Consider the following 25,741-nt stretch of genomic DNA (forward strand, 5'->3'; position numbering starts at 1 on the left):
GAAATCGTCGCCTGGCCAAGGATGTCGAGGCAACCCTCAAATCCGCAGCAGCATTCCTCTACGCCGCCGCTGCCATGCTCATGATCCGCCGACTGGCACGCTCAGCGTGAGTTTCGAAACCGACTCTGAGCCGATATAGTCATACTTCTCGATCCAGTTTGCGCCGGTGGTACCCGATCCATTGTAGTAAAACGGGTAGGGTTTGAGCGGAATGTTGCAAACCGCTTTCCAGGCTTCTGCGGCGGCCACAAACGCTGCGGCTGCGCCATTCTTCGCCCATTCGGATCCCCCTAAGCCGTCCACTCCGCTGGAGCCCGCGCGGCCCTGCAGGACATAGGTAATGCCCGTTGGAAACTGGCTAAGATTGTAGACAGCCGGGCCAAGCAGACCATCCAGAAAGACGTTACCAGTGCGTGGTGGCGCCACTGTTCCATACTCGATGGCCATGGTTTTGACCCCGTATTCCGGCAATCAGGAAAGCAGACACGAGTCCGGCATGCTTTACAAGTGATTTTCCTTACCCAACTCAGCCAAAACACCTGCTCAACTGTGGCCTTCAAATTCAATGAAATGGAAGAGTTTGGACTGGCTCAATCGATGCCGATGGCGGCAAAGCCGGTGACACTTCAGACGCCGCACGATTTTGCCCGAATGAACCGGAGGGATACCATCAATCCCGTGGCTTTCGACCTTTTGGTGTTTGCCTCCATTCGCCGGGCCACTGATCGAGCGGATGCAGAGGCAAGGCTGCGTCGACATTACGCGGTCAAGCAGACCCCCTCCGTCAGTCGCTGACGCGCATGCCATCTCCAGGTGGCTTCGCAGAATGAGAGGGATCTGGTCAGGATGCTTCCCGCATTCGCGCGGGCGCAAACGGGGAGCGGGCAGACGCCGCAGGCGACTGACGGAGGGATGATCTTCAGCCCGGCTCCTGAAACTCCACCCTTCCGGGAAAGTTGACCCAACCCAACAACCCGCTAGGGCCCGCTGCGATGCCCGACCTCTCCCGAATCCTGTCCGCCAGGACCCCGCTGACCCTCGCTTCGGTGGCGCGCGGGGCTCAGCCGCTGGTGCTGGCTGACCTGGCCCGCGCGGCCCATGGGTCGGCCAGCGGCGGGCGCGCGGTGTTCGTGGCGGCAGACGAAGGGGCCATGCGCGGACTGGGCGAGGCCGCCGCCTTCTTTGCCCCCGACCTTGAGGTGATAGAGTTCCCGGCGTGGGATTGCCTGCCCTATGACCGCGCCAGCCCGGCCCTGTCGATCAGCGCGCGGCGGCTGGCGGCGCTGCACCGGCTGCAGCAACCTGCCGGGGGGCCGCAGCTGCTGGTCACGACGATCAACGCCATGCTGCAGCGCGTGCTGACCCCGTTCCGCATCCGGGAATCGGTGCGCCTGCTCAAGCCCGGGATGGAGATTGGCCGCGAAAGCCTGATCGCGCTGCTCCAGCGGCAAGGCTATTCGCGCACCGATACCGTGGCCGATGCCGGCGAGTATGCGGTCCGCGGATCGCTGTTCGATATCTTCCCGTCCGGGCTGGAGGGGGGCCTGCGGCTCGATTTCTTCGGCGACGAGCTGGAAACGCTGCGGCTGTTCGATCCCAACACCCAGCGTTCGACCGGCGAGGTGGCCGAGCACCTGCTGCTCCCGGCGAGCGAGGCCCTGCTCGACGAGGACAGCGTCAAGCGCTTCCGCACCCGTTATCGCGAGTCCTTCGGCGCCAATGCCACGTCCGATCCGCTGTATCAGGCGGTGAGCGACGGGCGGCGGCTGGCCGGGATGGAACACTGGCTGCCGCTGTTCGAGGACCGGATGGCCACGCTGTTCGATCATCTGGGCCAGCACGACCTGGTCCTGATCGACAGCGCCGCGCTGGGCGCCGCCGATGAGCGGCTGGGCGACATCGCCGATTACTTCACCAGCCGGTCGGAGACCACCGGCAAGGCCGCCGGCTCCTACCGCCCGCTGCCCAGCTCCGCGCTCTATCTGGGGCGCGAGGAGCTGGACCGGCAACTGGCCGGTTGGCCGATCCACCGCACCGACCTGTTCGCCCAGCCCGACAGTGCCGGCGCGATGGACTTCGCGTTCCGTTCGGGCCGCGACTTCGCGCCGGAGCGGGCGCGGGGCGACAACGTCTACGAAGCCGCCGCGACCTATCTGACCGGCCAGGCGAAACAGGGCCGCAAGGCGATCATCGCGGCCTATACCCCGGGCAGCCGCGCCCGCCTGGCCTCCATCCTTGGCGAGGCTGCGCGCCCGGCCCCGGTGATCGCAGAAACCTGGCAGGAGGCGCTGGGCCTGGCCGCCAAGGGGGCCCCGGTCGCGCTGGTCCTGCCGCTGGAAACCGGCTTCGCCAACGACGAGCTCGACGTCGTCACCGAGCAGGACATCCTGGGCGACCGGCTGGTCCGCCGCAAGAAGCGCAAGAAAAGCGCCGACGCCTTCCTGGCCGAGCTGTCCGCCCTCACCCCGGGCGATCTGGTGGTCCACATGGAGCACGGGATCGGCCGGTACGAGGGGTTGCAGTCGGTCCCGGTCGGCCAGAGCCCGCACGATTGCGTGATGCTGGTCTATGCCGGGGGGGACAAGCTCTACATCCCGGTCGAGAACCTGGAAGTGCTGTCGCGCTATGGCAGCGACAGCGACCTGGTCGCGCTCGACCGGCTGGGCGGGGAAGCCTGGCAGAAGCGCCGCGCCCGGCTGAAGGAGCGCATCCGCGAAATCGCGCACGAGCTGCTCAAGGTTGCCGCCGAACGCGCCTTGCGGCAGGCCCCGGCCCTGCTCCCCGACGAGCATTCCTATGGCCCCTTCGTCGATCGCTTCCCCTGGGAGGAGACCGAGGACCAGGACCGCGCGATCGAGGACGTGCTGGACGATCTCGGCTCGGGCAAGCCGATGGACCGGCTGGTCTGCGGCGACGTGGGCTTCGGCAAGACCGAAGTGGCGCTGCGCGCCGCCTTCGTCGCAGCCATGGCCGGGCACCAGGTGGTGGTGATCGCCCCGACCACGCTGCTCGCCCGCCAGCACTACACCAATTTCAGGGAACGCTTCGCCGGCTTCCCGCTGGAGGTGGGCCGCTTGTCCCGCCTGGTCACCGACAAGGAGGCCAAGGCCACGCGCGAGGGGCTTGCCGAGGGTAAGGTGGACGTGGTCATCGGGACTCACGCCATCCTGTCAAAGAGCGTGAAGTTCAAGCGCCTTGGTCTTGTTATCGTTGACGAAGAACAGCGCTTTGGTGTGACCCACAAGGAACGGCTGAAGCAACTGCGCGCCGATGTCCACGTCCTCACCCTCACCGCCACGCCAATCCCCCGCACGCTGCAGATGGCGATGAGCGGCCTGCGCGAGCTGTCGACCATCCAGACCGCTCCGGTCGATCGTCTGGCGGTGCGCACCTATGTGATGGAATGGGACGACATGGTGATGCGCGAGGCGCTGCTGCGCGAGCATCACCGCGGCGGGCAGAGCTTCATCGTCGTCCCGCGCATCGCCGACATGGCCGAGGTGGAGGAATGGCTCCACAAGACCGTGCCCGAGATCCGCTTCGTCACTGCGCACGGGCAGATGAGCCCGACCGAGGTGGAAGAGCGGATGAGCGCCTTCTACGAAAAGAAGTACGAGGTGCTGCTGAGCACCACGATCGTCGAGAGCGGGCTCGATATCCCCAGCGCCAACACGATCATCATCCACCGCGCCGACCGCTTCGGCCTGGCTCAGCTTTACCAGCTCCGCGGCCGGGTCGGCCGGTCGAAGCTGCGCGCCTATGCCTATCTCACCACCCCGGCGGACACCCAATTGAGCGAGGTCGCGGAAAAGCGGCTGAAGGTGCTGGGCGATCTCGACAGCCTGGGCGCGGGCTTCCAGCTCGCCAGCCACGACTTGGACATCCGCGGCGCGGGCAACCTGCTGGGCGACGAGCAGTCCGGCCACATCCGCGAAGTCGGCTTCGAACTCTACCAGTCGATGCTTGAGGACGCGATCCTGGCGGCCAAGGCGGGCGAGATGGGCCTGGCGCGCGAGCGCAACACGCTGAGCCCGCAGATCACGGTCGATGCCCCGATCATGATCCCCGAGGACTATGTGCCCGATCTTGCCGTGCGGATGGCCCTCTACCGCCGCCTCAACGATGCCGAGGACCAGCAGGAGATCGAAAGCCTGTCGGCCGAGATGATCGACCGCTTCGGCCCCCTGCCCGGCCCCACCGCGAACCTCATCCGCCTGATCGAGATCAAGCGCCAGGCGATCGATGCCAACATCGCCAAGATCGACGTCGGCGCGAAGGGCACGCTGGTGACCTTCCACAACGACAGCTTCCCCGATCCGATGGGGCTGATCGCCTATGCCCAGCGGCTGGAAGGCACGGTCAAGCTGCGTCCGGACAACAAGCTGGTGGTGACCCGCGTCTGGGGTGACCCGAAGGCCCGGCTGCACGGCCTGTTCCAGTTGACCAAGGGGCTGTCCAAGATCGCGCGCAAGGCGCGGTGAGATCGCCTGTTCCGGCGGAGACCGCCATTGTAATCATTTCGGAAAGATGCCGATGCTATGGGCAGCGAGGCCAAAAACGGAAGAAGCAGCGGGCGGACCGAAACCTTTTGCTCGAAATCGAGTATAGCAAGACCAATTTAGCCAGCCACGCGGCGGGAATGACCTTGAGGACGGCACGGATGTCCGCAAAACCGCTTGTGAGACCAAGCTATCCGTTTGACGCACAAAGACATAGATGTTCAATGACCTTGCTGAACTCCGGTCCACATGGCCGTAGGCAGGCGAAACAGGAAAGCCTCTCTATTCATGCCAGTCGAGAATGCCGGGCGCGCCTATCAAGACATAACCATCGGGCTCCTTTGGCACACCCTTGATTCGGGTAATCAGGGGGTCAACGCCCTCACGGTCAGCAACATGGCGATTGCGACGGCGGCGGCTCGGGATCTCGGCCTAAATCCCCGGTTCATCCTGTTCGCGCCAGGTCGGGCCGGCGATGCCGCGACGACCCCTGACGGGCACCGCATCGTCCGCATCAACCGCGCCACGGTCCTGACCTCAACCGCTTACTGGAAGGCTCTGGGCGAACTTGACTGCATGCTCGATATCTCGGCTGGCGACAGCTATGCCGAAATCTACGGGGGCAAGCGCTTCTTCTGGATGTGGCTCACGAAGCGACTGGCACTGCAGCGCCGCATCCCGACCGTCCTCTCTCCACAGACAATCGGGCCGTTCCATTCGCAGCCGTACATCCGGCTCGCCGCCGGGGTGATGAACGATGCCGAGCTGACCGTGGCGCGCGATCCGATGTCGCTCGCTGCGATCAAGGCCATCGCCCCGCAGGCGAAAGCCCTGCTCGCGGCTGACGTTGCCTTCCGGCTGCCCTACACCCCCCGCCCTCGCGCCACTGATGGCAAGATCCATGTCGGCGTCAATGTTTCCGGTCTTTTGTGGCACCAGAGCCTTTCTGGCGGCAACGCGTATCGCCTCCCTTACGACTACGCCACGGTGATGCGCGCGCTGCTTGACGCGCTGGTCGCCCGGCCCGACATCCAGGTCCACCTGATCACCCACGTGGTCGACCGCAGTCTGCCGCACGATTCCGATGGGGTGATCGCAGACGAACTCGCCCGGAACTATCCCGGAGCGATCCGGTTGGCAGACTTCGCCGGCCCGTCGGAGGCAAAATCATACATTTCCGGCCTCGACCTGCTGATCGCGGCACGGATGCACGCCTGCATCGCCGCGTTCTCAAGCGGCGTGCCTGTCTTGCCGGTCGCCTACAGCCGCAAGTTCATCGGGCTGTTCGGGGAACTGCTGGGCTATACACATACCCTGCCGCACACCGGCATATCGCAGCCCGACGCTATCCGCTTCCTGCTCGACCGGATCGACCAGCGTCCGGCCATGGCGGCCGAAATCGCGGCCGGCAACGCCCGGGTCGCAGCTTTGCTCGATGGCTACGTGGCGGCATTGCAACGGATCTTCACCGCGGCCATCGGGCGGCGTGCCTGACATCGCCATGACCGCTAGCCCCAACCCCAGCCCCGGCCTCGGCGTGGTGATCGTCAGCTACAATTCGAGCGACGTCATCCTGGAATGCCTCGATAGCCTAGCCGCCGCCGGGGACAGCGTCAGCCGCATCGTGGTGGTCGACAACCAGTCATCGGACCAGACAGTGGCACTGATCCGCGCCTGGGCGAACGGAACGCAGGACTACCCGCAACCGGCCGAATCCCCGCTCGCCCGCTACGCCGCGCCGACCAAGCCTGTCCCCCTGGTCGAGATCGCGCCGGGCGAGCTCCCCGCAGCATCGGCTCGGCTCACGGTGATCCGCTCGCCTGTGAACCGCGGCTTCGCCGGTGGTGTAAACCTCGGACTCAATGAGCTGCGCCGTGATCCGGCGATCGACCTGTTCTGGGTGCTGAATCCGGACTGCGTGGTCCCGCCCGAAACCCCAAGGGCGATCCTGACGGCCGGTACTGATCCGGACTTCGCGCTGATGGGCGGCCGAACCATCCATTACGAACAGCCCGAAAGCATCCAGAGCGATGGCGGGCGGGTCAGCCGGCTGACCGGCCGGTGCCACTCGCTCAATGCCGGGGCCCGGCCCGGCGAAACAGCCATGCCCACCGCGGACGTGCTCGATTTCATCAGCGGCGCGAGCATGATCGCCTCACGGCGCATGCTCGAAGAGGTCGGGCTTATGGCGGAAGAGTATTTCCTTTATTACGAGGAGGTCGACTGGGCACGTCGGCGGGGCCCGCTGCCGCTACGGGTTGCCCCCGAGGTGGTGGTCTATCACCGCGGCGGAACCGCGATCGGATCTGGCTCAATCTCCCGCCGCGCATCGCCCTTCGCCAACTACTTCAACTACCGCAACCGCCAATGGTTCGTCCGCCGCTTCATGCCGGACCGGATGCCGCTGACATGGGGGCTTGGCCTGATGAAGGCGTTGCAACTCCTGCTCCGCGGGGCACCTGCCGAGGCATGGGCGATCATCGCGGGAACTTTCGGCCTCGGCCCGCCACGCGCAATACGGGCCCGGGTGTCGGATCCCGCCACCGCCGGCCTGGCCTTTTCACTCCCCCGTCCGGGCCCGGGAAAGCCTCCCAAGAGCTAGCCGACACGCCGTGCAGGTGATCTGCACATCGGAATTTGTAGCAAGAGCGCCGCGATGATATCGACCTCGGTAATTGTACCACACTACAATGATTTGCAGGGTCTCGAACGCTGCCTCGCGGCGCTCGATCGGCAGACCGTGCCGCGGTCCGAATTCGAGATCATCGTTGCCGACAACAATTCCCCGCAGGGTCTGGCCGCCGTCGAGGCCGTCGTGGGCGGCCGGGCGCGCGTGGTGCTGGCGCCCGAGCGTGGCGCCGGCCCGGCACGCAACCGCGGCGTCCTGGCCTCATCCTGCGAACGCCTGGCCTTCATCGATTCGGACTGCGTTGCCGAGCCGCAGTGGCTGGCCAGCGGATTGGCCGGGCTTGCGTCGTTCGATTTCTGCGGAGGCCCGGTGCGGGTCCTGATCGATCACGACGGACCTCTCTCGGCAGCCGAGGCATTCGAGGTGGTCTTCGCCTTCGACAACGAAAGTTACATCCACAAGAAGGGCTTCACCGGCTCGGGTAACCTGTTCACCTTCAGGCGCGTGTTCGACGATGTCGGCGGCTTTGGCGTTGGCCTGTCGGAGGATCTCGACTGGTCCCACCGCGCACGGGCCAAGGGTTACCGCCTGGGCTACGTGGCCGACGCCGCGATCGGCCATCCGGCCCGCACGACCTGGCCCCAGTTGCGCGCCAAGTGGCTGCGCATCCAGGTTGAGACATTCGGACTGCGGCAGCCGAACCTGGCCAACCGGCTGCGCTGGCTCGCCCGGACCTGGGCACTGCCGCTGTCGATCCTGGCTCACACCCCCAAGGTGCTGACCTGCCCCCGCCTGACCACAACCAAGGATAGACTGGCCGCAATCCGCGGGCTAACCCTCGTTCGGCTGTGGCGCTTCTGGGATGGCCATCGACTGATGTTCGGCGTCAAACGCGGTTAGTTTCACCCCGTAAGTCCCGTCTCGCGCCGGAAGAAGGCAGGATCGCATTTGCCCTCGCACCCGGCGACATGCTGATCGTGCCGGTGATGGCACCACATTTCGTGCGCAACTGGCCGAAGCCCTCGGTCTCGCTATCGATGACCTAGCGATCGCACTGGTCCTTCGCCGAAGCCGATGCCCGCGCCTTCAACGGCGTCCTGCGCCGCTGGGGCCTCAGCCCCGCACGCCAGGCGCGCGCCGACTGTTCCGCTTCAGCGGGGGCGCTAGTCATCGTCGTCGACCAGGTCCTCGATCGACTCGTCATCGTCTTCGGCATCGATGTACTCGAGCGGGTTGAGGCCCAGCTCGGCAGCCACCTCAAGCGCGGTGCCGATCACCACGAGCTCCCCGTCGGTATCCAGTTCGATGATGGTTGTCCCCTCCTCGCGGCCGGGCGCGAGGCGGACCACCTCGTCGCTGTCGACTTCGATGTCCTGCTCGTCGGGGGTTTCGAACGTTGCTTTGCCCATGATGGTGTCCTTCGCTGCAAGCCCCGCCGGAACCGCCCGCGCGGGCTGAGGGTTCCCGGGTTGCGACGAAGTGACGGCCCGGGCGATCAGCCGCCCGGGTGGTAGAAGTCATAGACCGTCTGCGCGATCGCCGCGCTGACGCCCGGTGCGCGCTGCAGGTCCTCGAGCGAGGCCGCGCGGACCTTGCCGGCCGTGCCGAAGTGGAGGAGCAGGGCCCGCTTGCGGGCCGGGCCGATGCCGGGAATTTCGTCGAGCGGGCTGGCCGAGATCGCCCGGCTGCGCTTCTCGCGGTGCGCGCCGATGGCATAGCGGTGCACCTCGTCACGCAGCCGCTGGAGATAGAACAGGACCGGCGAGTTGACGGGCAGGGTCTTTTCCCGGCCGTCGGGGAAGTGGAACACCTCGCGCCCCTCGCGCCCATGGTGCGGACCCTTGGCGATGGCGATCAGGGCCAGGTCCTCGATCCCCAGCTCCTCGATCACGGCCCGCACGGCGCTCATCTGCCCCTTGCCGCCGTCGATCAGCACCAGGTCGGGCCAGGTCCCCCCTTCCCGCTCGGGATCCTCGCTCACCGCCCGCCCGAACCGCCGCGCCATGACCTCGCGCATCATCCCGAAATCGTCGCCGGGCAGGGTCTCGACACGCCTGATGTTGAACTTGCGGTACTGGTTCTTGAGGAACCCCTCGGGCCCGGCGACCACCATCGCACCCAGGGCATTGGTCCCCTGGATATGGCTGTTGTCATAGACCTCGATCCGCTGCGGCACCTCGGGCAGCTCGAGGAACTCAGCCACTTCGCGCAGGATCTTCGCCTTGGTGCCGCTTTCCGCCAGCCGCCGGTCGAGCGCCTCGGCCGCGTTGCGCGAGGCCTGCTCGACCAGCCGCCGGCGATCGCCGCGCTGGGGCACCGCGATCTCCACCTTGCCGCCGGCCGACGGACGCAGCGCCTCGGCCAGCAGCTCGGCCTCGGGCAATTCGCGGTCAAGCAGCAGGGTGCGCGGCGGCGGCACCTCCTCGTAGAACTGGGCGAGGAAGGCGGCGAGCACCTCGTCCTCGCCCAGCCCGTCGGTGTGGGTCGGGAAGAAGGCCCGGTGCCCCCAGTTCTGGCCGCCGCGGATGAAGAAGGCCTGGATCGCGATCTGCCCGCCCTTGGCCGCCAGGGCGAAGATATCGGCGCTGTCGAGCCCTTCGGCGTTGATCGCCTGGCTGCCCTGGATGAAGGTGGCGGCGCGCAGCCGGTCGCGCAGCATGGCCGCGCGCTCGAAATCGAGCGCCTCCGCCGCCTCCTGCATCTGCGCCTCGATCTTGCGCTGGACCAGCGAGGACTTGCCGCCGAGGAAGTCCTTGGCCTCGGCCACCAGCTCGGCATAGCCGGCCGCGTCGATCCGTCCGACGCAAGGGGCGGAGCAGCGCTTGATCTGGTACAGCAGGCACGGCCGGTCACGCCGGCTGAAGAAGCTGTCGGTGCAGGATCGCAGCAGGAACAGCTTCTGCAGGGCGTTGATGGTGGTGTTGACCGATCCGGCGCTGGCGAAGGGACCATAATAGTTCCCCACCGCCTTGCGTGCGCCGCGATGCTTGCTGATCCGCGGGAAATCGTGATCGGCCCGCAGCAGGATGAAGGGGAACGATTTGTCGTCGCGCAGCAGGACGTTGTAGGGCGGCCGGAAGCGCTTGATCAGTTGGGCCTCCAGCAACAGCGCCTCGGCCTCGCTGTTGGTGGTGACAATCGTCATGCCCCGGGTCTGGCTGACCATGCGCTGGAGGCGCAGCGGCAGGCGATCGACCTGGGTGTAATTCGCCACGCGGTTGCGCAGCACCCGCGCCTTGCCGACATAGAGCACTTCGCCGCGGGCATCCTGCATGCGGTAGACGCCGGGCCGGGTCGGCAGGGTCGCCACGGTTTCGCGAATCGCAGCGATCCCGCGCTCCAGATCCGGCTGCTCGGTGCCACGCACCGTGTAGGCGGCGCGCTCCTCGTGGAAGCGCTCGGCGCCCTGCGGCGAGGGAGCGGAACCAACAGGACGGCGGGACATGTGCAGAGCGTAGAAGAAAGCGGCCGGTTATGGGAGGGGGCAATTGAGCACACCCGAGGGATCGGATGATCCCGCGCCCCGGGGGCCGCGACGCATCGCCGGTCAGTAGGCCTTGGGGTGGACGATCACCGACAGAGTGCGGAAAATGATCAGAAGATCCCCGAGGAAGGACCAGTTGTACATGTATTCGAGGTCGGCCGAAACCCGGTTGGTAAGGTCGCTGGTGTACTCGGTCGCGCCGCGCAGGCCCTTGACCTGGGCAAGGCCGGTGATGCCGGGCTTGCAGGCATGGCGATGCCAGTAGCGGCTGTCGATTTCCCAGAACAGCTGCTCCTGGGCCGTGGAGTAAACCGCATGCGGCCGTGGGCCGACAACGCTCATGTCTCCCAGCAGGACATTCAGCAGCTGGGGCAGCTCATCGATGCTGGTGGCACGGATGAACTGCCCGACCCGCGTCACACGCGGATCGCAACGGCGCGTCGAATTCCGGCCGCCGGCATCCAGCACGTTCACATTCATGCTGCGGAACTTGTAGACTTGGAACACCCGGTTCTGCCGCCCGATACGCGGTTGCCGGAAGAACACAGGCCCCGGGCTGTCGATCTTGATCGCAATCGCGATGATCACAAGCAGAGGCAGCAGCAGCAGCAGCGTGCCAAGGGCGAAGGCGATGTCAAACCCCCGCTTGCAAAACCGCGCCCGCAAGCCCAGCGGGCCACGAGCCAGCAGCAGGGTGGTGTTGTCCGCGTGACGGGCAATACCAAGCGCGCCGACTTCGCGCAGTTCCGGGGCGATCACCTCGGCGTGGACATTCATGCCGCGCATGGCGTGGGCCCAGTCTGACCTGCGGTCCAGATGGCAGCTGACCACCACCCGATCAGCCTGGCCGATGAGCCGGGCCAGAGCATCGTACTCGCCTGGTCCGGCCGTGGCCGGATCAAACATCCCGCAGATGTCGACCACCGTCGTGCCAGGGCCCACGAACGACGACGCGAAGGTGTTTCCGCCCGATCGATCGAGCAGGACGATCGTGGTATAAAGCGAGCCCCCCAATGCGCGGATGGCGTGCTTCACGAATACGAAGCGCGAGGCCATCAGCAAGCCGGCCCAGATGGCAGCGCCGCAGAGAAACTCGAGCCGTGACATGCGCACCGGGACGAGCAGCAGAAAATGGAAAAAGGTGAACAGCGTTGCCGCAAGCACCAGGGCCCCCAGGGCGCGGGGCAGCGAGCGGCTCCGCATCATCAGCCCGTCCGTGGAAAAGGCCCGCAGGATGAAGGCGGACATCACGTACAGTATCATCATCAGGCTGACCTGGAAGACGAACACCTGCGCAGGGCCCGGGCGCGCGACCAGCAGGTGCGCGCTGCCGAAACCCAGAGCCAGGGCCGCCTGGTCGAGCAGCACCTGACCGAACGCCAGCCGGACTCGCCGAGGAGCGCGGGCGACCGGGATAAGCGGTAGGTCAGCCTCTAGTTCCGCCCGGAATGGCGCCATCCCTGAAAAACGATTCATCGGAAACCACCTCAGACCAGAGCGCCAGCCACCAACTCCAGGGCGGGACCAGATTTAGCACATGTTGCAGCTGCGAAGAAAGGCTGCACTCTCGCTAAACGCAAACCGAGGCCGAATCCAACCACCCTCGGACATTAACATCTTATTGGCCCCATTGATCAATTGTCTTCAACTTAACTTACAATTCCCTCTGCAGACCCGGAGTCTTCAGCCCTCATGCTTTCAGCCGAAACATGGCACGAAGCCTCTGATCTGCAATCCAATTTTTGGGGCTTTTTGCGTTTGCGAGATTGTGGCCCAGATTGGCACACCGCCGGGCGTGATGCTTTCTGACCGTTCTGAAGCCATTGAAACGCCCCTCGTTTGCCGTGTGCCCATTTTCGCACGGAGATCGGTCGTATTCGTGACCCTTGGCCCCGCATGACGGGAAGATGTCGTCGATCGCCGTCAGCCTAACGGCACCACATTAACAGTCAGTGACACCCCGGCGCCGAAACACTTAAGCCGCCGCCCGGGTTCCCCAATGGCTCTCGGCCATGCGCAAAATGGCACGGCGGGCCCTGGGTGATTCGTGCGAGGCCATGCCGGACGGCACGACCTCACCCCCAAGGCGCTCTCGGCCCTCTGGAGGCTTGTTCACGCCACGCCAAGGGCTTTACCCGACAATCGAGCGCTACTGAACGCCCTGCCGCAGCTCCAAGCGGCCCTCGGCGGCAAATGGTCCGGCAACCTTTTGTTTACCCCGGAGCGATACCTTGAACGCGGGTGATATGGAGTTGAAGCATGCCAGCGTTGAACCCTCGCTTCGGCAATGCGGAAACGGTCCGTCCGCGCCGTAGCCAGCGGCGAACGCTGCAGCTTTCCGCGCTGGCAGTCTCGGCAACGGATGGAACCGCAGACACCGTCGACATCCTGAACCTGTCCGAACGCGGTTTCCTGATGCACAGCGAGACCGAATTCATCCTGGGCGACGTTCTCGAGATGGATCTCGCTGGCGCCGAGACATGCGAAGCCCTGATCGTTTGGAACAATGCCCCCCAGTATGGCTGCCAGTTCGCGACGCCGCTGCCCAAGGCTGCCGTCAGCGCATCGCTCCTGCGTTCACCAGCGCTGCGCGGAGAGATCTCTCGTCCGCTCGCGCCTTCGCCGGCTGCCGTGCCATCGCCAGAGACCAGCCTTCCGCAAACGCTCCCGTCTGCGGACGACCGGGTTGCCGAAGGTCAGGACGGGCTCAGCGCAAGGGCCAGGCTGGGACTGGTCCTGACCCTGGCCGCCTTGAGTTGGACCCCGATCGTCGCCGCGATCGCGATCCTGCGTGGCTAGATCAATCCGAGAAATCCGGGTATTCGTGGCGCCCCGGTCGCAGGAATGAGCGCCATCGTCATCCGCACCTGACGAGCCTCCCGGCGCGGCTGTCGGCCCTCAGAACTGCTTGCGCAGTTCCACCCCGATGAAGCGACCCACCGGGTCGATCAGATCCGGCTGGTAGCCGATCGGCACCACGCCGGTGCCGTCCGTCACCCGCTGGCGCTGGTCGAGCACGTTGTCGACCATCAACGCAAAGCGCGCGTTCTTGAGGAAGGGCGCGGCCTTCACCAGGCCCTTCTGCTGCCCCAGGTCGATGAAGGCACGCAGATTGAACTTGGCCAGGGCACCGAAGCGCAGGTCGGAGGAGGCGGGCAGGCCGGTGCTGCGGACCCGTGTCGGCGCGGTCCAGGTGCCGGTGAAGCGCAGACCGAAGCCGCGGTAGAAGGCCCCGCCCTCGGCCTCGAGGCTGTGGCGGGCGACGCCGCCCCCGCTCAGCGCATCGCCGCTCAGCAGATCCAGCACCGGGCCGCCGGCTCCCACGATGACCTGGTTCTCGAACTGGACGGTGTGATAAAGCGACAGGTTCCAGCGGCCTTGCCCGTTGCCGAACCGGCCCGGCGGTCCGCCCCCGAAACCGCCGCCGCGCGGGCCGCCGCCCCCGGCACCGGGTGGCGGTCCAGAGCCTCCGCCCGGCGGAGGGCCACCACCCATCATGCCGCCACCGGGCCGCCCGCCGCCCGCGCCCGGCGCCGGCTTGCCGATGCCACCACTCAGATTCAGGCCATAACGCAGGCGCGAACTGCTCTGCTCGGCCAGGGTCACCGGCAGGCGGTTGAGCGCGATCAGCCGTCCACCGGCATCGCGTGTCACCCGCCCGGGGAAAGCTGCCTCAATCGCGGGGGTGAACACAGGGAAACCGGCGGTGACATTGTCCGAACGGTTGCGGAAATATTCGACGACCAGGTTGGACCCGTTCAGACCCGGCAATTGCCAGTTGAGCCCCAGCTTGATGTCGCGTTGGGTTTCACGCTGCAGCTGGCGGTTGCCCCCGGTGGTCACGGTGACCAGAGCCGTCTCCTGCCGGGAGATGTCATAGATCGCCACATTCGGCGTCACCACCAGCGGCGCGCCCAGATCGGTCAGTCCCGGCGCTGCCTGATTGACGATATAGCTCGCCTGCAGCCCCAGCCGTTCGGTCACGCCCCAGGTCAGCCCGGCGCTCCAGTCGGTCAGCGTGCCGAAATCCGACAGGCGATCGAGATCGGCGCTGAGATTGAGCGTCAGGTCGCCCACCCCGGGCAGCACGGCATTGCGCCGACTGGTCAATGGCACGCCCAGGTTGATCCCGGTCGACAGGTTGCCGCGGCGCAGGCGGGTCTCGGCCAGCAGTGTCCGGGTATCGCTGCTGACGATGCCGGACCAGGCGAACCCGCCCTTGATCGTGGCCGTCACGTCCCCCGCCGGCAGCGACAGCGGCCGCCCCACCGCGGTGACCAGGCTGGTCACGCTGTCGGTCAGACTGCGCGCGCTGTCGGTTTGCCGCGCGACATTGGTGCGGTCGATCAGGGTCAGGCCAGCGGCATGCGACGCATCCACCGTCGCGGTCAGCTGCCAGGTCCCCAGCGGCTTGGCAAAGGTGATCCCCCCCTCGGTCGTCTCGGTCCGCCCGCGCCGGGCGAGCGGATCGAGCGTCAGCCCGTTGAGGCCGAAGAACGAGGTCGTATCGTTGCGGGTGAACGCCCCGTTGAGCGTCAGCGATCCGGCCAGCCCCTGCTCGCCGAGCCCGGTTGTCCAGGTCGCATTCGCGGTCAGGTCCCGGCTGTCGGCGATCAGGGTACGCGCGCCGGCACTGCCGGGCAGACTGCCTGCGGCCTGTTGCACCCCGCGCTCGCTTTCGAACAGCGGCGTGGTGTCGGTGGCGGACAGGGTCAGGTTGAGCCGGCTGGGGCCCATGGTGCGGAACAGCGAGCCCTCGACCTCGGTGGTCGAGCTCCCGCCCCGGTCCGGCTGGCCATACTCCGTTTCGACCGTCCGGGCGCTGAACTTGTCCTTCAGGATGAAGTTGATGACCCGCTGGTCGGGCGGATAGCCGAACCGCAGCGCGACCTCCTCGGGCAGGATCTCGAGCCGGCGGATCGCCTCGGGCGGAATGTTGCGCATCTCGCGGAAGCCGGAAATGCGCTGGCCGTTGAGCAGGACCACCGGCCGGCCTCCACCCCGCCCCCGACCCGAACCGGTCTGCGGGGCCAGGGCCGCGAGCAGATCGGTGATCGAGGCGGCGCCGTAAGCCGCGATGTCCTCTTCGTTGAGTGTCACCAGCGGCGGCTGCGGCGCTTCGACCTGGCCCTTGATCCGCGTGGCGACCACCACGATCTCGCCCCCGCGCGGCGTTTCGCGCGGATCGGCGCCCACCGGATCGGAGGCCGTCAGCGCCTCGGCTTCCGCCCCGCCACCGGTAATGTCACCAGCCGGGGCATCTGCCGCACGATCCACCGCCGCCGGCTCGGCGGCGAAGGCGCTACCGGCCGGGGCCAGGGCTGCGGCCACAAGGCCGGTGGTCAGGCAATGGGTCAGGGTCCGGCGCAAGTGACAATCCTTCATTCGGGTCTTGCCCCTCCCCGACGCCGCGCTGATTGCCGTGGCCGCCCATCAGGAACAAGCCGTTGCCGCGTAACAAATTGTCGCCTCCCCGATACCTGTCCGGAAATCACCCGGTCGCAGGACGGCGGTGCGACACCGCGAAGGCCTTTGCGGCGGGAGAGGATTTCCGCACTGGCCTTTTCCCGCCCCGCCGCGTATGGGGCGCGGCAATCAGCTGAGATTTGAACGGATCAGACGACCGGATGGCGAAAGAAGAACTCCTTGAAATGCGTGGGCAGGTGGTGGAACTCCTCCCCAACGCGATGTTCCGAGTGCGGCTTGAGAACGATCACGAGATCCTGGGCCACACCGCGGGCAAGATGCGCAAGAACCGCATCCGCGTGCTCGTCGGAGACGAGGTGCTGGTCGAACTGACCCCCTACGATCTGACCAAGGGTCGCATCACTTACCGCTTCATGCCCGGCCGCGGCGGTCCCGGCTCCTACTGACGGTCATGGCTGAGGCCGCCCCGGGCGGATCGGGATCCGGCCCCCTTTCGCCTGCCCTCTCGCTGGTGCTGGCCTCGGCTTCGCCGCGACGCCGTGAGCTGATCGGCCGCCTGGGCCTGACACCGGACCGCATCGCCGCTGCCGACATCGACGAAACCCCGCTCAAGGCCGAGGCGCCCCGCGACTATGCCCGGCGCATGGCGCGCGAGAAGGCGCAGGCCGCCGCCGATCCCCAGGCCCATGTCCTGGCCGGCGACACGGTGGTCGCGGTGGGCCGCCGCATCCTGCCCAAGGCCGAAGACATCAACACGGCCCGCACCTGCCTGACGCTGATGTCGGGCCGGCGGCACCGTGTGCTCTCGGCCATTGCCCTGCTGGCGCCCGACGGCACCCTGCGCGAACGCCTCAGCGAGACCGTGGTCCGCTTCAAACCGTTGAGCCGGGACGAGATCGACGCGTACCTGGCGGGCGGCGAATGGCACGGCAAGGCCGGCGGCTATGCCATCCAGGGCAGCGCCGAAGGCCTGATCGCCTGGATATCGGGCAGCCATTCCGGCGTGGTCGGCCTGCCCCTGTTTGAAACGCGCGCCCTGCTGCGCGCCGCCGGGTTCGCGGTTGGCTGACCCGGTTGGCCCCGTGTGGCTGGTCGAGGACGGGATCGCCGAGCAACGCGCGATCCTGATCGCCGACGGCGAGGTCCGGGCCGCCCGCCTGCACTGGCCCGGTTCGCTGACCGCCGGCCAGATCGAGGACGCCGTGCTGGTCTCGCGCACCGCGGGCGCGCGGCGCGGCACGGCCCGCTTCGGCTCGGGCGAGCTGGCGCTGGTCGACAAACTGCCCCGCGAAGCGTCCGAGGGCGCGCCGCTGCGTTTGGTCGTCACCCGCCCCGGCCTGGCCGAACAGGGCCGCCACAAGCTGGCCCAGGCGCGCCCCACCACGGCCGCCCCACGCGCGGCACCCACCCTGGCCGAGGCCCTGGCCGAAGGCGCCGTTCCCGTCCGCAAGGTCCTTGGCTTCCCGGGCGCCGACTGGGACGAGCTGTTCGCCGAAGCCTGGGACGGAACCCTGGCGTTCCCCGGCGGCGCGCTGACCGTTTCCCCCACGCCCGGCATGACGGTGATCGACGTGGACGGCACGCTCCCGACCCCGGCACTGGTCCGCGCCGCGATCCCGGCGGTGGCCAGCGCGATCGCCCGGTTCGATCTGTCCGGATCGATCGGGATCGATTTCCCGACCCTGCCGGAGCGCGCCGATCGCCTGGCCGCGGACGCGGCCTTGGGCCAGGCGCTGGGCGACTGGCCGCACGAACGCACGGCGATGAACGGCTTCGGCTTCGTCCAGATCGTCGCGCGGGTGACCCGGCCCTCGCTCGTCGCGCGGCTGATGCGCGACCCGGCCGGGGCCGGCGCCCGGCTGCTGCTGCGGCGGGCCGAACGGGTGGCCGATCCCGGCCCCCTGCTGCTGGTCGCCCACCCCAAGGTCCGTGCGGCGGTGCTCCCCGCTTGGGAAACCGAGCTCGCCCGGCGCACCGGACGGACCATCGTGTGGCAGACCGATTCGCAGCTTGCCCTGAACGGCGGCTTCGCGCAGGTGATCGCCGCATGATGGCTCCCACCCGCAAGTGCCCGATCTGCGGCAAGCCCCGCAGTGCCGATCACACCCCGTTCTGCTCCACCCGCTGCCGCGACCGCGACCTGGTGCGCTGGCTGGATGACGGCTACGCCCTGCCCGGCCCGCCGGCATTGCAGGACGACGACCAGCCATCCTGACCCGCGCGGCGGTTTCCGGCAAAAGGGGGTTGCCAAGCCCGACCGGCTTCGCCATAGGCGCGCTTCCAATCGCCGGACGGCCCCTTTACCAACCTGGGGCGGTCCTGCAGGGCCGATGGCCAGGCGATGCCCGGGTAGCTCAGTTGGTAGAGCACATGACTGAAAATCATGGTGTCGGTGGTTCGATTCCGCCCCCGGGCACCACTTCCGGTGGTCGCCGCAAGCCTGTGAGGCTTTAGGTCAGCCCCAGTCCCAGCGTCGTCAGTCCCAGCCCGCTCGCCATCGCCACGCGCAGGCGCAGCCAGCTTGGTGGCAGGTCGAGCCTGGCGGCCATCCACCGGTCGACCAGCGGGCTCGCCAGCAGGCAGGCGGCCAGCACCACCAGCGCAGGTCCCGGCCAGCGCCAGCCGAAGCACCACGGCAGCAGCGCGGCCCAGCCGATCAGGCTGGGCATGACGGCTATCGCGTAGAAGTCGGCGCTGGTGCGGCCGGTGAGCAGGCCGGCCATCCACCACATGCCGCCCAGGAACGAGAGGATGACCGCAGCATAGCAACAGCCGGCGGCGAGGACGAACCAGCGTTCGGCCGGGGCGGTCAGGGCGATGAACAGGCAGGCCGCCTGGGGGAGGATCCCGGCGAGACCTAGCGCGACGACAGGGCGAGGAAGCGAGGTGAACAGCATGGCCCGGGCCGTGCCGGTCTGCGCCCGTTCCGGCAAGATCGCCTTTGGGCCATTCCAGCCGGCGGGCCGAGGGGGCTGTGACGCCTCCCTGGCCTCGGTTCCCTTCCCCTATTGGCAGGTCGTCAAACCGGGTGGCGCGGCCGAGGGGACGGGCATGGCCGGTCCACTTCGCCCTTTCCCGATGCAGGATGTCCCGGCCCCGCCGCAGCCCGCCGTGACGGTGTGGTACGACGGCACCTGCCCGCTTTGCCTGCGCGAGATCGCCCTGATGCGGCGGCTGGATCGGGCCGAACGGATCGGCTTCATCGACCTGACCCCGCCGGACGCCGCTTGTCCCACCGACCGGCAATTGATGCTGGAGCGGTTCCATGCGCGCGAGAACGGCGTGCTCCTGTCGGGCGCGGCCGCCTTCGCCGCGATGTGGCGCGCCATCCCCGCGCTGCGGCCGCTGGGCCTCGCCGCGCGGCAGCCCGCCGTGCTGTGGCTGCTCGAACGCACCTATCGGGCGTTCCTCAAGATCCGCCCGCTGCTGCAGGATCTGCTGCGATGACCGATCCGCGCTATCGCAAGGTGCCCAGCAGCCGCCTGTCGCGCCTGGCGGGCTTCGGTCAACTGGCCGGCGGGATCGTCGGCGGGATGGTGGCGGAGGGCGCCCGGCGCCTGGCCAGTGGCGATCGTCCCAGCCTGCCCGACCTGCTGCTCACCCCGGGCAATGCCATGCGCACGGCGGAACAGCTCGCCCGCTTGCGCGGGGCGGCGATGAAGCTGGGGCAGATGATCTCGCTCGACGCCGGCGACATTCTCCCGGCCGAACTGACCGCGATCCTGGCCCGACTGCGCGAGGCGGCCGACTTCATGCCCCCGGCGCAGCTCAACCGCGTGCTGACCGGCCACTGGGGCCCGACCTGGCGCAGCCGCTTCGCGCGGTTCGATCCAATCCCGATCGCCGCAGCCTCGATCGGCCAGGTTCACAAGGCCACCCTGCCCGATGGGCGCGTGGTCGCGGTCAAGGTGCAGTACCCGGGTGTGGCCGCCAGCATCGATGCCGACGTGGACAACGTGGCCACGCTGCTGCGCCTGTCGGGCCTGCTCCCGCCGACCCTGGACATCGCCCCGCTGCTGGCCGAGGCCAAGCGCCAGTTGCACGAGGAGGCGGACTATGTCCGCGAGGCCACGCAGATGCGGCGCTACGCCGCACTGCTGGCCGACGATCCCCGGTTCGTGGTGCCCGCCCCGGTTGACGACCTGTCCGGCGCGGCGGTGCTGGTGATGGATTTCGTGCCGGGGCAGTCGATCGACCGCCTGGCCGATGCCGACGAGGAGACCCGCAACAGCACCGCCTCCGCCCTGGTCGGCCTGGTCCTGCGCGAGGTGATGGGTTTCGGCCTGATGCAGACCGATCCGAACTTCGCCAACTATCGCTGGCAGCCCGAGACCGGCCGCATCGTGCTGCTAGATTTCGGGGCGGCACGGCCCGTCCCGGCCGAAACCTCGCTGGCCTATCGCCGCCTGCTCGAGGCCGGTCTGGCCGAGGACCGCGTGGCGCTGAAGCAGGCCCTGCTCGACGCCGGGTTCGTTGCGCCGGAGATCCTGACCCGCCACGGACCGGCCCTCGACGGCATGATCGAGGTGATGATGGGGCATCTCGGCCGGCCCGATCCGTTCGATTTCGCCGACCGCTCGTTCGTCGAGCGGTTGCGCGGCCATGCCCGCACGATCATGGCCGATCGCAGCGCCTGGCATATCCCGCCGATCGACACCCTGTTCGTCCAGCGCAAGGTCAGCGGGACGGCCCTGCTCGCCGTCCGGCTGCGCGCGCGTTTCGCGCTGCGGGCCATGGTGCGCGATATCCTGGCCGAGTTCCCGCCGCATTCATAATTGGCCATGGCCCTGTGCCGAAGCGGGACACCCCCGCAAATGCCTGTATGACTCAGAGTTAATGCTGGTGCGAAGGTCCGGACAGGTTTGGTAAGTCAGGATCCTGACACTGCCGGACGTTTCGACGCGACCGGCGCGACAGGAACACTTTCGCCGGTCGTCCGCAATCGGACGCTCGGCCGGGAACAAGCCATGTACCACGCCAAGCTGCTTCTTGCCGGTCTGCTGACCCTTTCCGCGACCACCACGGCCGCGATGGCCGCGTCGACGCCCGCCGCTGCTGATCCCGCCGCCACCGCCCGGTGCATCGTCCAGCACCTGCCGCAGGGCGCGCAGATGTTCCGCGCCACGGACGGCAGCCTGAAGGTGGTCACGATCGGGCGCCGTGGCAATGTCGCGCGCTGGACCATCAGCGGATCGGCGAGCGAAGTCCATGTCGCCCAGGAAGGCGGACCCGCGGGGCTCACGCGCGCCGTGGCCGGGGTCTGCTACTGATTGCCCGCCCGGCGCGGGTTTGATCGATCCTGAGCCGGAGCGATCGGTCAGCCCATGGTCGCACTTGCCAAATCGGTCCGCCCTGCGAATGGCGCCGCCGATTTTGACCATGCCATGACCTCCAGCTCTCCGCCGGCCTGCCCCGCACCCGGGCCCAACCTGTTCGTGGGCGCCGTAAGCGCCGGCCGGACCGCTGGCGGCACGCCCTGGCTGGTCCTTGCCCTGATGGCGAGCGGGATCGCGATCGTCCCGCTGATGCTGCACAACCGTCTGTTTCCGGACGTGTCGAACCGGTCGTTTCTGGCGCTGTCGCTGATCATGGCGCTGTGCCTGGGCATCCGCATCGCCATGACGAATGCTCGCACCCCCTGGCAGACCCGCCTGCGGGATTTCTCGTCCCACGCCGGGGCCATGCTGCTGATCGGTATCCTCGGCGCGATCGCCAGCTACGAGACCGCGGCCGATACCTCGGGCTTTTCCGACGCGGCCCTGGCGCGCTCGGACACCGCCCTCCATTTCGACTGGGTGGCGCTTTACCGGATCGTCTGCGGCCATCCCCTGCTCCAGCATCTGGGCGCGCTGGCCTACGGATCGATCTATGTGACGCCGTGGGCCCTGCTCGGCTGGCTGGCGTGGCACGGCGAACGGGACCGGGCGCACCGTTTTCTTTTGAGCTTCTGGGCCGCATCGGTCATGACCCTGGCGCTGTTCCCGCTGTTCCCGGCGCGCGGTGCGCTGGCGTTCCTGTGGCACGGACCGATCCACTACATGCCCACCAGCGGGCTGTACCAGAGCGCGATCATCCCGGCCCGGCGCGCCCATGCCATTCAGGCGATCGATCTGGGCGCCGTGCAGGGAATCGTCTGCGCGCCCAGCTTCCATACGGCCAGCGCGGTGATCTTCATGGTGACGGCCTGGCCGTTCCCGGCGCTGCGGCGCGTGATCGTGCCGGTCAACATCGCCATGCTGCTGTCGACTCCGGTCGAAGGCACCCATTACCTGACCAACATGCTGCTCGGCGCAGCGGTCGCCGCCCTGGCATGTGTTACGATCCGATCGCTTCCCAATACTCCGGCCGCAGCCTGATTTGGATGATTTTTGTCCAATATTTCATTTTGTTGCCGGCCGGACGAGGGCATCAGGCACGCCACTGACTTTGGATCATGCCTCAGGGCGTAGTTTCCCTAACGTCAGGCTTACCCCGAATTCAGGGCCGCACCTTTAAGGTTTCCCGGAGTCTAATGGCCCCGACTGCCGGTGCGCGCCCGTTCCCAGCGCACCGCCATCAGTCCGGGCGGGGGTGCCCGATCATGACGTTCCGTGCCGATGCCTCGATCAAGAAACGCCTGATCCTGTGTCTGATCGTCCTGTCCGTGATCAGCGTGGTGCAGGTCGCGACGGCGTCGTTCCTGCAGTACACGCTTTATCGCAACAGCCAGACGCAGCAGGTCCTGACCAAGGTCGCGACCAGCCAGATGCTGGCCGACATGAAGCATGACGGCATCCAGGGCGATGTCTATCAGATCATCGACGCGGCCAAGCAGAACGACGCGGAAGCGGCCAAGGCCGCACGCGACTCCCTGGCCGAGGACATCGACATCCTGAACGGCGCCTTCGCCGTGGTGACCAGCCAGACCTACTCGGACAAGCTGGCCGCCCAGGTGGCCAAGTCACCGCCGCTCAAGGACGATTAAGTCGCCAAGGCCAAGGCGCTGGCGGACCGGGTGGCCGCCCATCCCGATGATTACCGGGCGGACTATGAGGCATTCAACGCCGCGTTCGACGTGTTCGAGGAGGTTCAGGCCAACCTCACCAAGTCGATCGAGCAGGAGATCGCCGAAACCAGCGCGGCCGCGAACAGCATCGTGATGATCTCGCTCGGCACGACCATACTCACCATCCTCAGCGGGGTGATCGCGCTCGGCTGGTCGGGCCTGTTCGTCTTTCGCAAGATCATCCAGCCGGTCGAGACCCTGGCTGCGGGCCTGCTGCGCATGGCGCAGGGCGACTATGCGGTGCAGCTCGACGGGCGCGACGACGGCGACGAGGTGCAGCGGATGGCGTCGGCCGCAACGGTGTTCCGCGACACCGCCCTGGCCAAGCAGGAAGCCGACCATCACCAGCAGAAGGTGGTCTCGGCGCTCAGCACCGGACTCCAGATGCTCGCCGAGAAGAAGCTCGACCACCAGATTCCGGACCCCTTCCCACCGGCCTACGAGCAATTGCGGCTGAACTACAACAGCGCCACCCTGGCCCTGGCCGACGCGCTGGGATCGGTCCGTACCGGCGCCGACACGGTCGCCACGGCCATCGGCGAGATCCGCGTGGCGGCCGACGACCTGTCCCGCCGCAACGAGCAGCAGGCCGCCAGCCTCGAGGAGACCGCCGCGGCGATGAGCGAGGTCACCTCCAGCGTCAGCGAAACGGCCCAGGGCGCCCAGGCCGTGCGCGAGATGGTCCAGGTGACCCAACGCGAGGCCTCCGAAGGGGGCGAGGTGGTCAGCGAGGCGGTCCAGGCCATGGCCGCGATCGAGCAATCGGCGCAGAAGATCGCCAGCATCACCGTGGTGATCGACGAAATCGCCTTCCAGACCAATCTGCTGGCCCTGAACGCCGGGGTCGAGGCAGCCCGTGCGGGCGAGGCCGGCAAGGGCTTCGCCGTGGTCGCCAACGAGGTGCGCGCCCTGGCCCAGCGTTCGGGCGATGCGGCCCGCAACATCAAGGACCTGATCGATACCAGCGCCCGCCAGGTCAGCACCGGGGTCAGCCTGGTCGCCGCCACGGGCGAGAAGCTGGGCAAGATCGTCGGCCGGGTCGACGAGGTGACCGGGCTGATCAACGACATCGCCACCGCGGCCGAGCGCCAGTCGGGCAAGCTCAAGCAGGTCAATGCGGCCGTGTCCGAGATGGATCGGGTGACCCAGCAGAACGCGGCGATGGTCGAACAGACCACGGCGGTGGCCCACAGCCTGTCGCGCGAGGCGCAGCAACTGACGGCGCTGGTCGACGAGTTCGAAAGCGGCAAGGCCCCCGGCACGGTGCGCACCGCATCGCGTCCGGCCACTCGCCCCCAGACCGCGATCCCAGCCCCCTCCGCCGCCCCGATCCCTGCGGCCGCACCGGCCCGTCCTCCGGTCGCCGGCAATCTGGCGCTCAAGGACGATGACTGGAGCGCGTTCTGACATGGCCCAGAATCAGGATCTCCGCGTCTCGCCGCGCGCGCTCACCCCGGCCCTCACCCCGGTGCTGCTGGCTGGCCTGTCGTTCGGCCTGGCCGATCCGGTCGAGGCCCGGGAGGGGCTTGATCTTGCGGTCACCTACACGGCCGATACCAGCGCCACGGCTTCCGGCGGCAGCGACGCCAAGCTGCGCTACCTCGACAATCTCGAGCTCTCGCTGGACGCCGACCTCGACAAGCTGGCCGGGCTGCGCGGCAGCGTGCTGCACGTCACCGTGCTGAACAACCGGGGGCTGCGCCCCAACGATGCGGGCGGGACGCTGCAGGGGGTGAACAACATCGAAGTGGGGCGGGCCGCGGTCCGGCTGTACGAGGCGTGGGGCGAACAGGCCTTCGGCCCGGCCACCCTGCGCGTCGGGCTCTATGACGTGAACAGCGAGTTCAACACCACCGAATCCGCCGCGGTGCTGCTTTCGCCCACCTTCGGGATCAGCTCGGAATTCGCCTCGAGCGGTCCGGCCGGCCCCTCCACCTTCCCCAGCTCGGCCCTCGCCGCCCGCCTGCGCACCGCGTTCAACCAGTCCGGGGGCTATGCCCAGGTGGTGGTGTCCAACGCCCGGGTCCAGACCTTCGGCGATCCCGGCGGGGTCGACCTGAGCTTTGCCGACGGGCTGCTGGTCGCCGGGGAGGTGGGTACCGGACAGCGCCTGCGGGTCAGCCTGGGCGGCTGGACCTTCACCCAGGCCCGCGACGCGCTGATCTCGCTGGCGCCGGACGGATCGCCGCTGCGCGAGAAGCCGGCCGGCGTCTATGCCATGGCCGAGGCGAAGCTGGCGGAAGGTGGCAAGCGCGCGGTGACGGGCTTCCTGCGCGGCGGCCTGGCCCGCGGCCTGACTCAGCCCTTCGCCCGCGCCCTCCAGACCGGCCTGCTCGTCACCCCGGCCATTGTCGGCCGCGATGCCAGCGCCTTTTCCGTGGGCCTGCACCATGCCGGAACCTCCGGCGAGTTCCGGGCCGCCCAGGCGGCGGCCGGAGAGCCGGCCTGGCACACCGAGTCCGCGGTCGAGCTGACCTATTCCGATGAGATCCTGCCGCATCTGACCCTGCAGCCCGATCTCCAGATCATCCGGCAGACCGGTGAGGCGATGCCCACCCATACGGCGGTGCAGACCACGTTGCGGGTCCAGATCACCTTCTGACCCGCCCGCCGGGCGCCTCGCGACGCTGCGGCAATCCTTGCCTTGTCGGTAAGGT

At 67.7% G+C, this 25,741-nt stretch carries 23 protein-coding genes, 1 tRNA gene and 2 pseudogenes; 20 read left to right on the top strand and 6 right to left on the bottom strand.

Going from position 1 to position 25,741, the window contains the following annotated elements:
- Nucleotides 1-110 (top strand): annotated as a pseudogene (locus H7F49_RS09475) (IS5/IS1182 family transposase); the annotation flags it as partial.
- On the opposite strand, the gene H7F49_RS09480 reads toward H7F49_RS09475, so the two are convergent.
- A complete protein-coding gene (locus tag H7F49_RS09480) occupies nt 79-447 on the bottom strand; it encodes a hypothetical protein (protein ID WP_185683357.1) in 369 nt (122 codons plus the stop codon). The pseudogene H7F49_RS09475 and the gene H7F49_RS09480 overlap by 32 nt on opposite strands.
- Nucleotides 448-507: 60 nt before the next feature.
- On the opposite strand from H7F49_RS09480, the gene H7F49_RS09485 reads away from it, so the two are divergent.
- The 6 genes and pseudogenes from H7F49_RS09485 to H7F49_RS19530 all read left to right on the top strand — a co-directional run.
- Nucleotides 508-795, top strand: a complete 288-nt coding sequence (locus H7F49_RS09485; RefSeq protein WP_185683358.1) for a hypothetical protein — start codon at nt 508-510, stop codon at nt 793-795.
- A gap of 197 nt (nt 796-992) precedes the next feature.
- Entirely contained in the window at nt 993-4,481 is a 3,489-nt protein-coding gene (mfd, locus tag H7F49_RS09490; RefSeq protein WP_185683359.1) for a transcription-repair coupling factor, read from the top strand.
- A 267-nt stretch (nt 4,482-4,748) separates the two neighbouring features.
- Complete coding sequence (locus H7F49_RS09495) at nt 4,749-5,993, top strand: polysaccharide pyruvyl transferase family protein (protein WP_185683360.1); 1,245 nt, start codon at nt 4,749-4,751, stop codon at nt 5,991-5,993.
- Nucleotides 5,986-7,101, top strand: a complete 1,116-nt coding sequence (locus tag H7F49_RS09500; RefSeq protein ID WP_328806645.1) for a glycosyltransferase family 2 protein — start codon at nt 5,986-5,988, stop codon at nt 7,099-7,101. The genes H7F49_RS09495 and H7F49_RS09500 overlap by 8 nt, the downstream gene beginning before the upstream one ends.
- A gap of 54 nt (nt 7,102-7,155) precedes the next feature.
- Complete coding sequence (locus H7F49_RS09505) at nt 7,156-8,028, top strand: glycosyltransferase family 2 protein (RefSeq protein WP_185683362.1); 873 nt, start codon at nt 7,156-7,158, stop codon at nt 8,026-8,028.
- Nucleotides 8,029-8,075: 47 nt separating this feature from the next.
- A pseudogene (locus H7F49_RS19530) lies at nt 8,076-8,264 on the top strand (transcriptional regulator); the annotation flags it as partial.
- A gap of 27 nt (nt 8,265-8,291) precedes the next feature.
- Here the strand turns inward: H7F49_RS19530 and H7F49_RS09510 are convergent.
- From H7F49_RS09510 to H7F49_RS09520, 3 genes are all read right to left on the bottom strand, one after another.
- Complete coding sequence (locus H7F49_RS09510; protein WP_185683363.1) at nt 8,292-8,537, bottom strand: hypothetical protein; 246 nt, start codon at nt 8,535-8,537, stop codon at nt 8,292-8,294.
- 86 nt (nt 8,538-8,623) lie between these two features.
- Nucleotides 8,624-10,573, bottom strand: a complete 1,950-nt coding sequence (gene uvrC, locus H7F49_RS09515) for an excinuclease ABC subunit UvrC (RefSeq protein ID WP_185683364.1) — start codon at nt 10,571-10,573, stop codon at nt 8,624-8,626.
- A gap of 102 nt (nt 10,574-10,675) precedes the next feature.
- Nucleotides 10,676-12,070: an exopolysaccharide biosynthesis polyprenyl glycosylphosphotransferase gene (locus tag H7F49_RS09520; RefSeq protein WP_185683365.1), complete on the bottom strand. Its 1,395-nt coding sequence runs from the start codon at nt 12,068-12,070 to the stop codon at nt 10,676-10,678.
- Between the two features lie 801 nt (nt 12,071-12,871).
- Between H7F49_RS09520 and H7F49_RS09525 the strand changes: the two genes are divergently transcribed.
- Nucleotides 12,872-13,411, top strand: a complete 540-nt coding sequence (locus H7F49_RS09525; protein WP_185683366.1) for a PilZ domain-containing protein — start codon at nt 12,872-12,874, stop codon at nt 13,409-13,411.
- Between the two features lie 99 nt (nt 13,412-13,510).
- Here the strand turns inward: H7F49_RS09525 and H7F49_RS09530 are convergent, their stop codons facing one another.
- Nucleotides 13,511-15,982: a TonB-dependent receptor gene (locus H7F49_RS09530; RefSeq protein ID WP_185683367.1), complete on the bottom strand. Its 2,472-nt coding sequence runs from the start codon at nt 15,980-15,982 to the stop codon at nt 13,511-13,513.
- A 257-nt stretch (nt 15,983-16,239) separates the two neighbouring features.
- On the opposite strand from H7F49_RS09530, the gene infA reads away from it, so the two are divergent.
- The 5 genes from infA (at nt 16,240) to H7F49_RS09555 (ending at nt 18,458) form a co-directional block, all read left to right on the top strand.
- A complete protein-coding gene (gene infA / locus H7F49_RS09535; protein WP_168605162.1) occupies nt 16,240-16,485 on the top strand; it encodes a translation initiation factor IF-1 in 246 nt (81 codons plus the stop codon).
- A 5-nt stretch (nt 16,486-16,490) separates the two neighbouring features.
- A complete protein-coding gene (locus tag H7F49_RS09540) occupies nt 16,491-17,108 on the top strand; it encodes a Maf family protein (RefSeq protein WP_185683368.1) in 618 nt (205 codons plus the stop codon).
- Nucleotides 17,101-18,090: a ribonuclease gene (locus tag H7F49_RS09545; protein WP_185683369.1), complete on the top strand. Its 990-nt coding sequence runs from the start codon at nt 17,101-17,103 to the stop codon at nt 18,088-18,090. The genes H7F49_RS09540 and H7F49_RS09545 overlap by 8 nt, the downstream gene beginning before the upstream one ends.
- On the top strand, nt 18,087-18,254 hold the full coding sequence (gene yacG, locus H7F49_RS09550; protein ID WP_185683370.1) for a DNA gyrase inhibitor YacG: 168 nt from the start codon (nt 18,087-18,089) through the stop codon (nt 18,252-18,254). Before H7F49_RS09545 ends, yacG begins: the two co-directional genes overlap by 4 nt.
- 128 nt (nt 18,255-18,382) lie before the next feature.
- Nucleotides 18,383-18,458: transfer RNA gene (locus H7F49_RS09555), tRNA-Phe, on the top strand.
- 31 nt (nt 18,459-18,489) lie between these two features.
- On the opposite strand, the gene H7F49_RS09560 is transcribed toward H7F49_RS09555, so the two are convergent.
- Entirely contained in the window at nt 18,490-18,936 is a 447-nt protein-coding gene (locus H7F49_RS09560) for a DUF3429 domain-containing protein (RefSeq protein ID WP_185683371.1), read from the bottom strand.
- A gap of 154 nt (nt 18,937-19,090) precedes the next feature.
- On the opposite strand from H7F49_RS09560, the gene H7F49_RS09565 reads away from it, so the two are divergent.
- From H7F49_RS09565 to H7F49_RS09595, 7 genes are all read left to right on the top strand, one after another.
- Nucleotides 19,091-19,486 carry a thiol-disulfide oxidoreductase DCC family protein gene (locus tag H7F49_RS09565; RefSeq protein ID WP_328806648.1) on the top strand — a complete coding sequence of 132 codons (396 nt, stop codon included), beginning with the start codon at nt 19,091-19,093 and terminating at the stop codon, nt 19,484-19,486.
- Nucleotides 19,483-20,814 (top strand): ABC1 kinase family protein, encoded by a 1,332-nt coding sequence (locus H7F49_RS09570; protein ID WP_185683372.1) that lies wholly within the window; start codon nt 19,483-19,485, stop codon nt 20,812-20,814. Before H7F49_RS09565 ends, H7F49_RS09570 begins: the two co-directional genes overlap by 4 nt.
- A 192-nt stretch (nt 20,815-21,006) precedes the next feature.
- The gene (locus tag H7F49_RS09575; protein WP_185683373.1) at nt 21,007-21,309 is read left to right on the top strand and encodes a hypothetical protein; all 303 of its coding nucleotides are present in this window, start codon (nt 21,007-21,009) and stop codon (nt 21,307-21,309) included.
- Between the two features lie 54 nt (nt 21,310-21,363).
- Nucleotides 21,364-22,395 carry a phosphatase PAP2 family protein gene (locus H7F49_RS09580; RefSeq protein ID WP_185683374.1) on the top strand — a complete coding sequence of 344 codons (1,032 nt, stop codon included), beginning with the start codon at nt 21,364-21,366 and terminating at the stop codon, nt 22,393-22,395.
- A gap of 224 nt (nt 22,396-22,619) precedes the next feature.
- Nucleotides 22,620-23,003, top strand: a complete 384-nt coding sequence (locus H7F49_RS09585; protein ID WP_185683375.1) for a hypothetical protein — start codon at nt 22,620-22,622, stop codon at nt 23,001-23,003.
- A gap of 30 nt (nt 23,004-23,033) precedes the next feature.
- On the top strand, nt 23,034-24,491 hold the full coding sequence (locus tag H7F49_RS19880; RefSeq protein ID WP_214647745.1) for a methyl-accepting chemotaxis protein: 1,458 nt from the start codon (nt 23,034-23,036) through the stop codon (nt 24,489-24,491).
- Nucleotide 24,492: 1 nt separating this feature from the next.
- Nucleotides 24,493-25,686 (top strand): carbohydrate porin, encoded by a 1,194-nt coding sequence (locus tag H7F49_RS09595; RefSeq protein ID WP_185683376.1) that lies wholly within the window; start codon nt 24,493-24,495, stop codon nt 25,684-25,686.
- The last annotated feature ends 55 nt before the right edge of the window (nt 25,687-25,741 follow it).

The sequence above is a fragment of the Novosphingobium aerophilum genome, from assembly GCF_014230305.1.
GTDB classification, from domain to species: Bacteria; Pseudomonadota; Alphaproteobacteria; order Sphingomonadales; family Sphingomonadaceae; genus Novosphingobium; species Novosphingobium aerophilum.

Coding starts and splice junctions, on each gene's coding strand:
- H7F49_RS09480 (WP_185683357.1), bottom strand. CDS start 447: ATGGCCATCGAGTATGGAACAGTGGCGCCACCACGCACTGGTAACGTC.
- mfd (WP_185683359.1), top strand. CDS start 993: ATGCCCGACCTCTCCCGAATCCTGTCCGCCAGGACCCCGCTGACCCTC.
- H7F49_RS09495 (WP_185683360.1), top strand. CDS start 4,749: ATGGCCGTAGGCAGGCGAAACAGGAAAGCCTCTCTATTCATGCCAGTC.
- H7F49_RS09505 (WP_185683362.1), top strand. CDS start 7,156: ATGATATCGACCTCGGTAATTGTACCACACTACAATGATTTGCAGGGT.
- H7F49_RS09510 (WP_185683363.1), bottom strand. CDS start 8,537: ATGGGCAAAGCAACGTTCGAAACCCCCGACGAGCAGGACATCGAAGTC.
- uvrC (WP_185683364.1), bottom strand. CDS start 10,573: ATGTCCCGCCGTCCTGTTGGTTCCGCTCCCTCGCCGCAGGGCGCCGAG.
- H7F49_RS09520 (WP_185683365.1), bottom strand. CDS start 12,070: ATGGCGCCATTCCGGGCGGAACTAGAGGCTGACCTACCGCTTATCCCG.
- H7F49_RS09525 (WP_185683366.1), top strand. CDS start 12,872: ATGCCAGCGTTGAACCCTCGCTTCGGCAATGCGGAAACGGTCCGTCCG.
- infA (WP_168605162.1), top strand. CDS start 16,240: ATGGCGAAAGAAGAACTCCTTGAAATGCGTGGGCAGGTGGTGGAACTC.
- H7F49_RS09540 (WP_185683368.1), top strand. CDS start 16,491: ATGGCTGAGGCCGCCCCGGGCGGATCGGGATCCGGCCCCCTTTCGCCT.
- yacG (WP_185683370.1), top strand. CDS start 18,087: ATGATGGCTCCCACCCGCAAGTGCCCGATCTGCGGCAAGCCCCGCAGT.
- H7F49_RS09560 (WP_185683371.1), bottom strand. CDS start 18,936: ATGCTGTTCACCTCGCTTCCTCGCCCTGTCGTCGCGCTAGGTCTCGCC.
- H7F49_RS09565 (WP_328806648.1), top strand. CDS start 19,091: ATGGCCGGTCCACTTCGCCCTTTCCCGATGCAGGATGTCCCGGCCCCG.
- H7F49_RS09570 (WP_185683372.1), top strand. CDS start 19,483: ATGACCGATCCGCGCTATCGCAAGGTGCCCAGCAGCCGCCTGTCGCGC.
- H7F49_RS09575 (WP_185683373.1), top strand. CDS start 21,007: ATGTACCACGCCAAGCTGCTTCTTGCCGGTCTGCTGACCCTTTCCGCG.
- H7F49_RS09580 (WP_185683374.1), top strand. CDS start 21,364: ATGGTCGCACTTGCCAAATCGGTCCGCCCTGCGAATGGCGCCGCCGAT.
- H7F49_RS09585 (WP_185683375.1), top strand. CDS start 22,620: ATGACGTTCCGTGCCGATGCCTCGATCAAGAAACGCCTGATCCTGTGT.
- H7F49_RS09595 (WP_185683376.1), top strand. CDS start 24,493: ATGGCCCAGAATCAGGATCTCCGCGTCTCGCCGCGCGCGCTCACCCCG.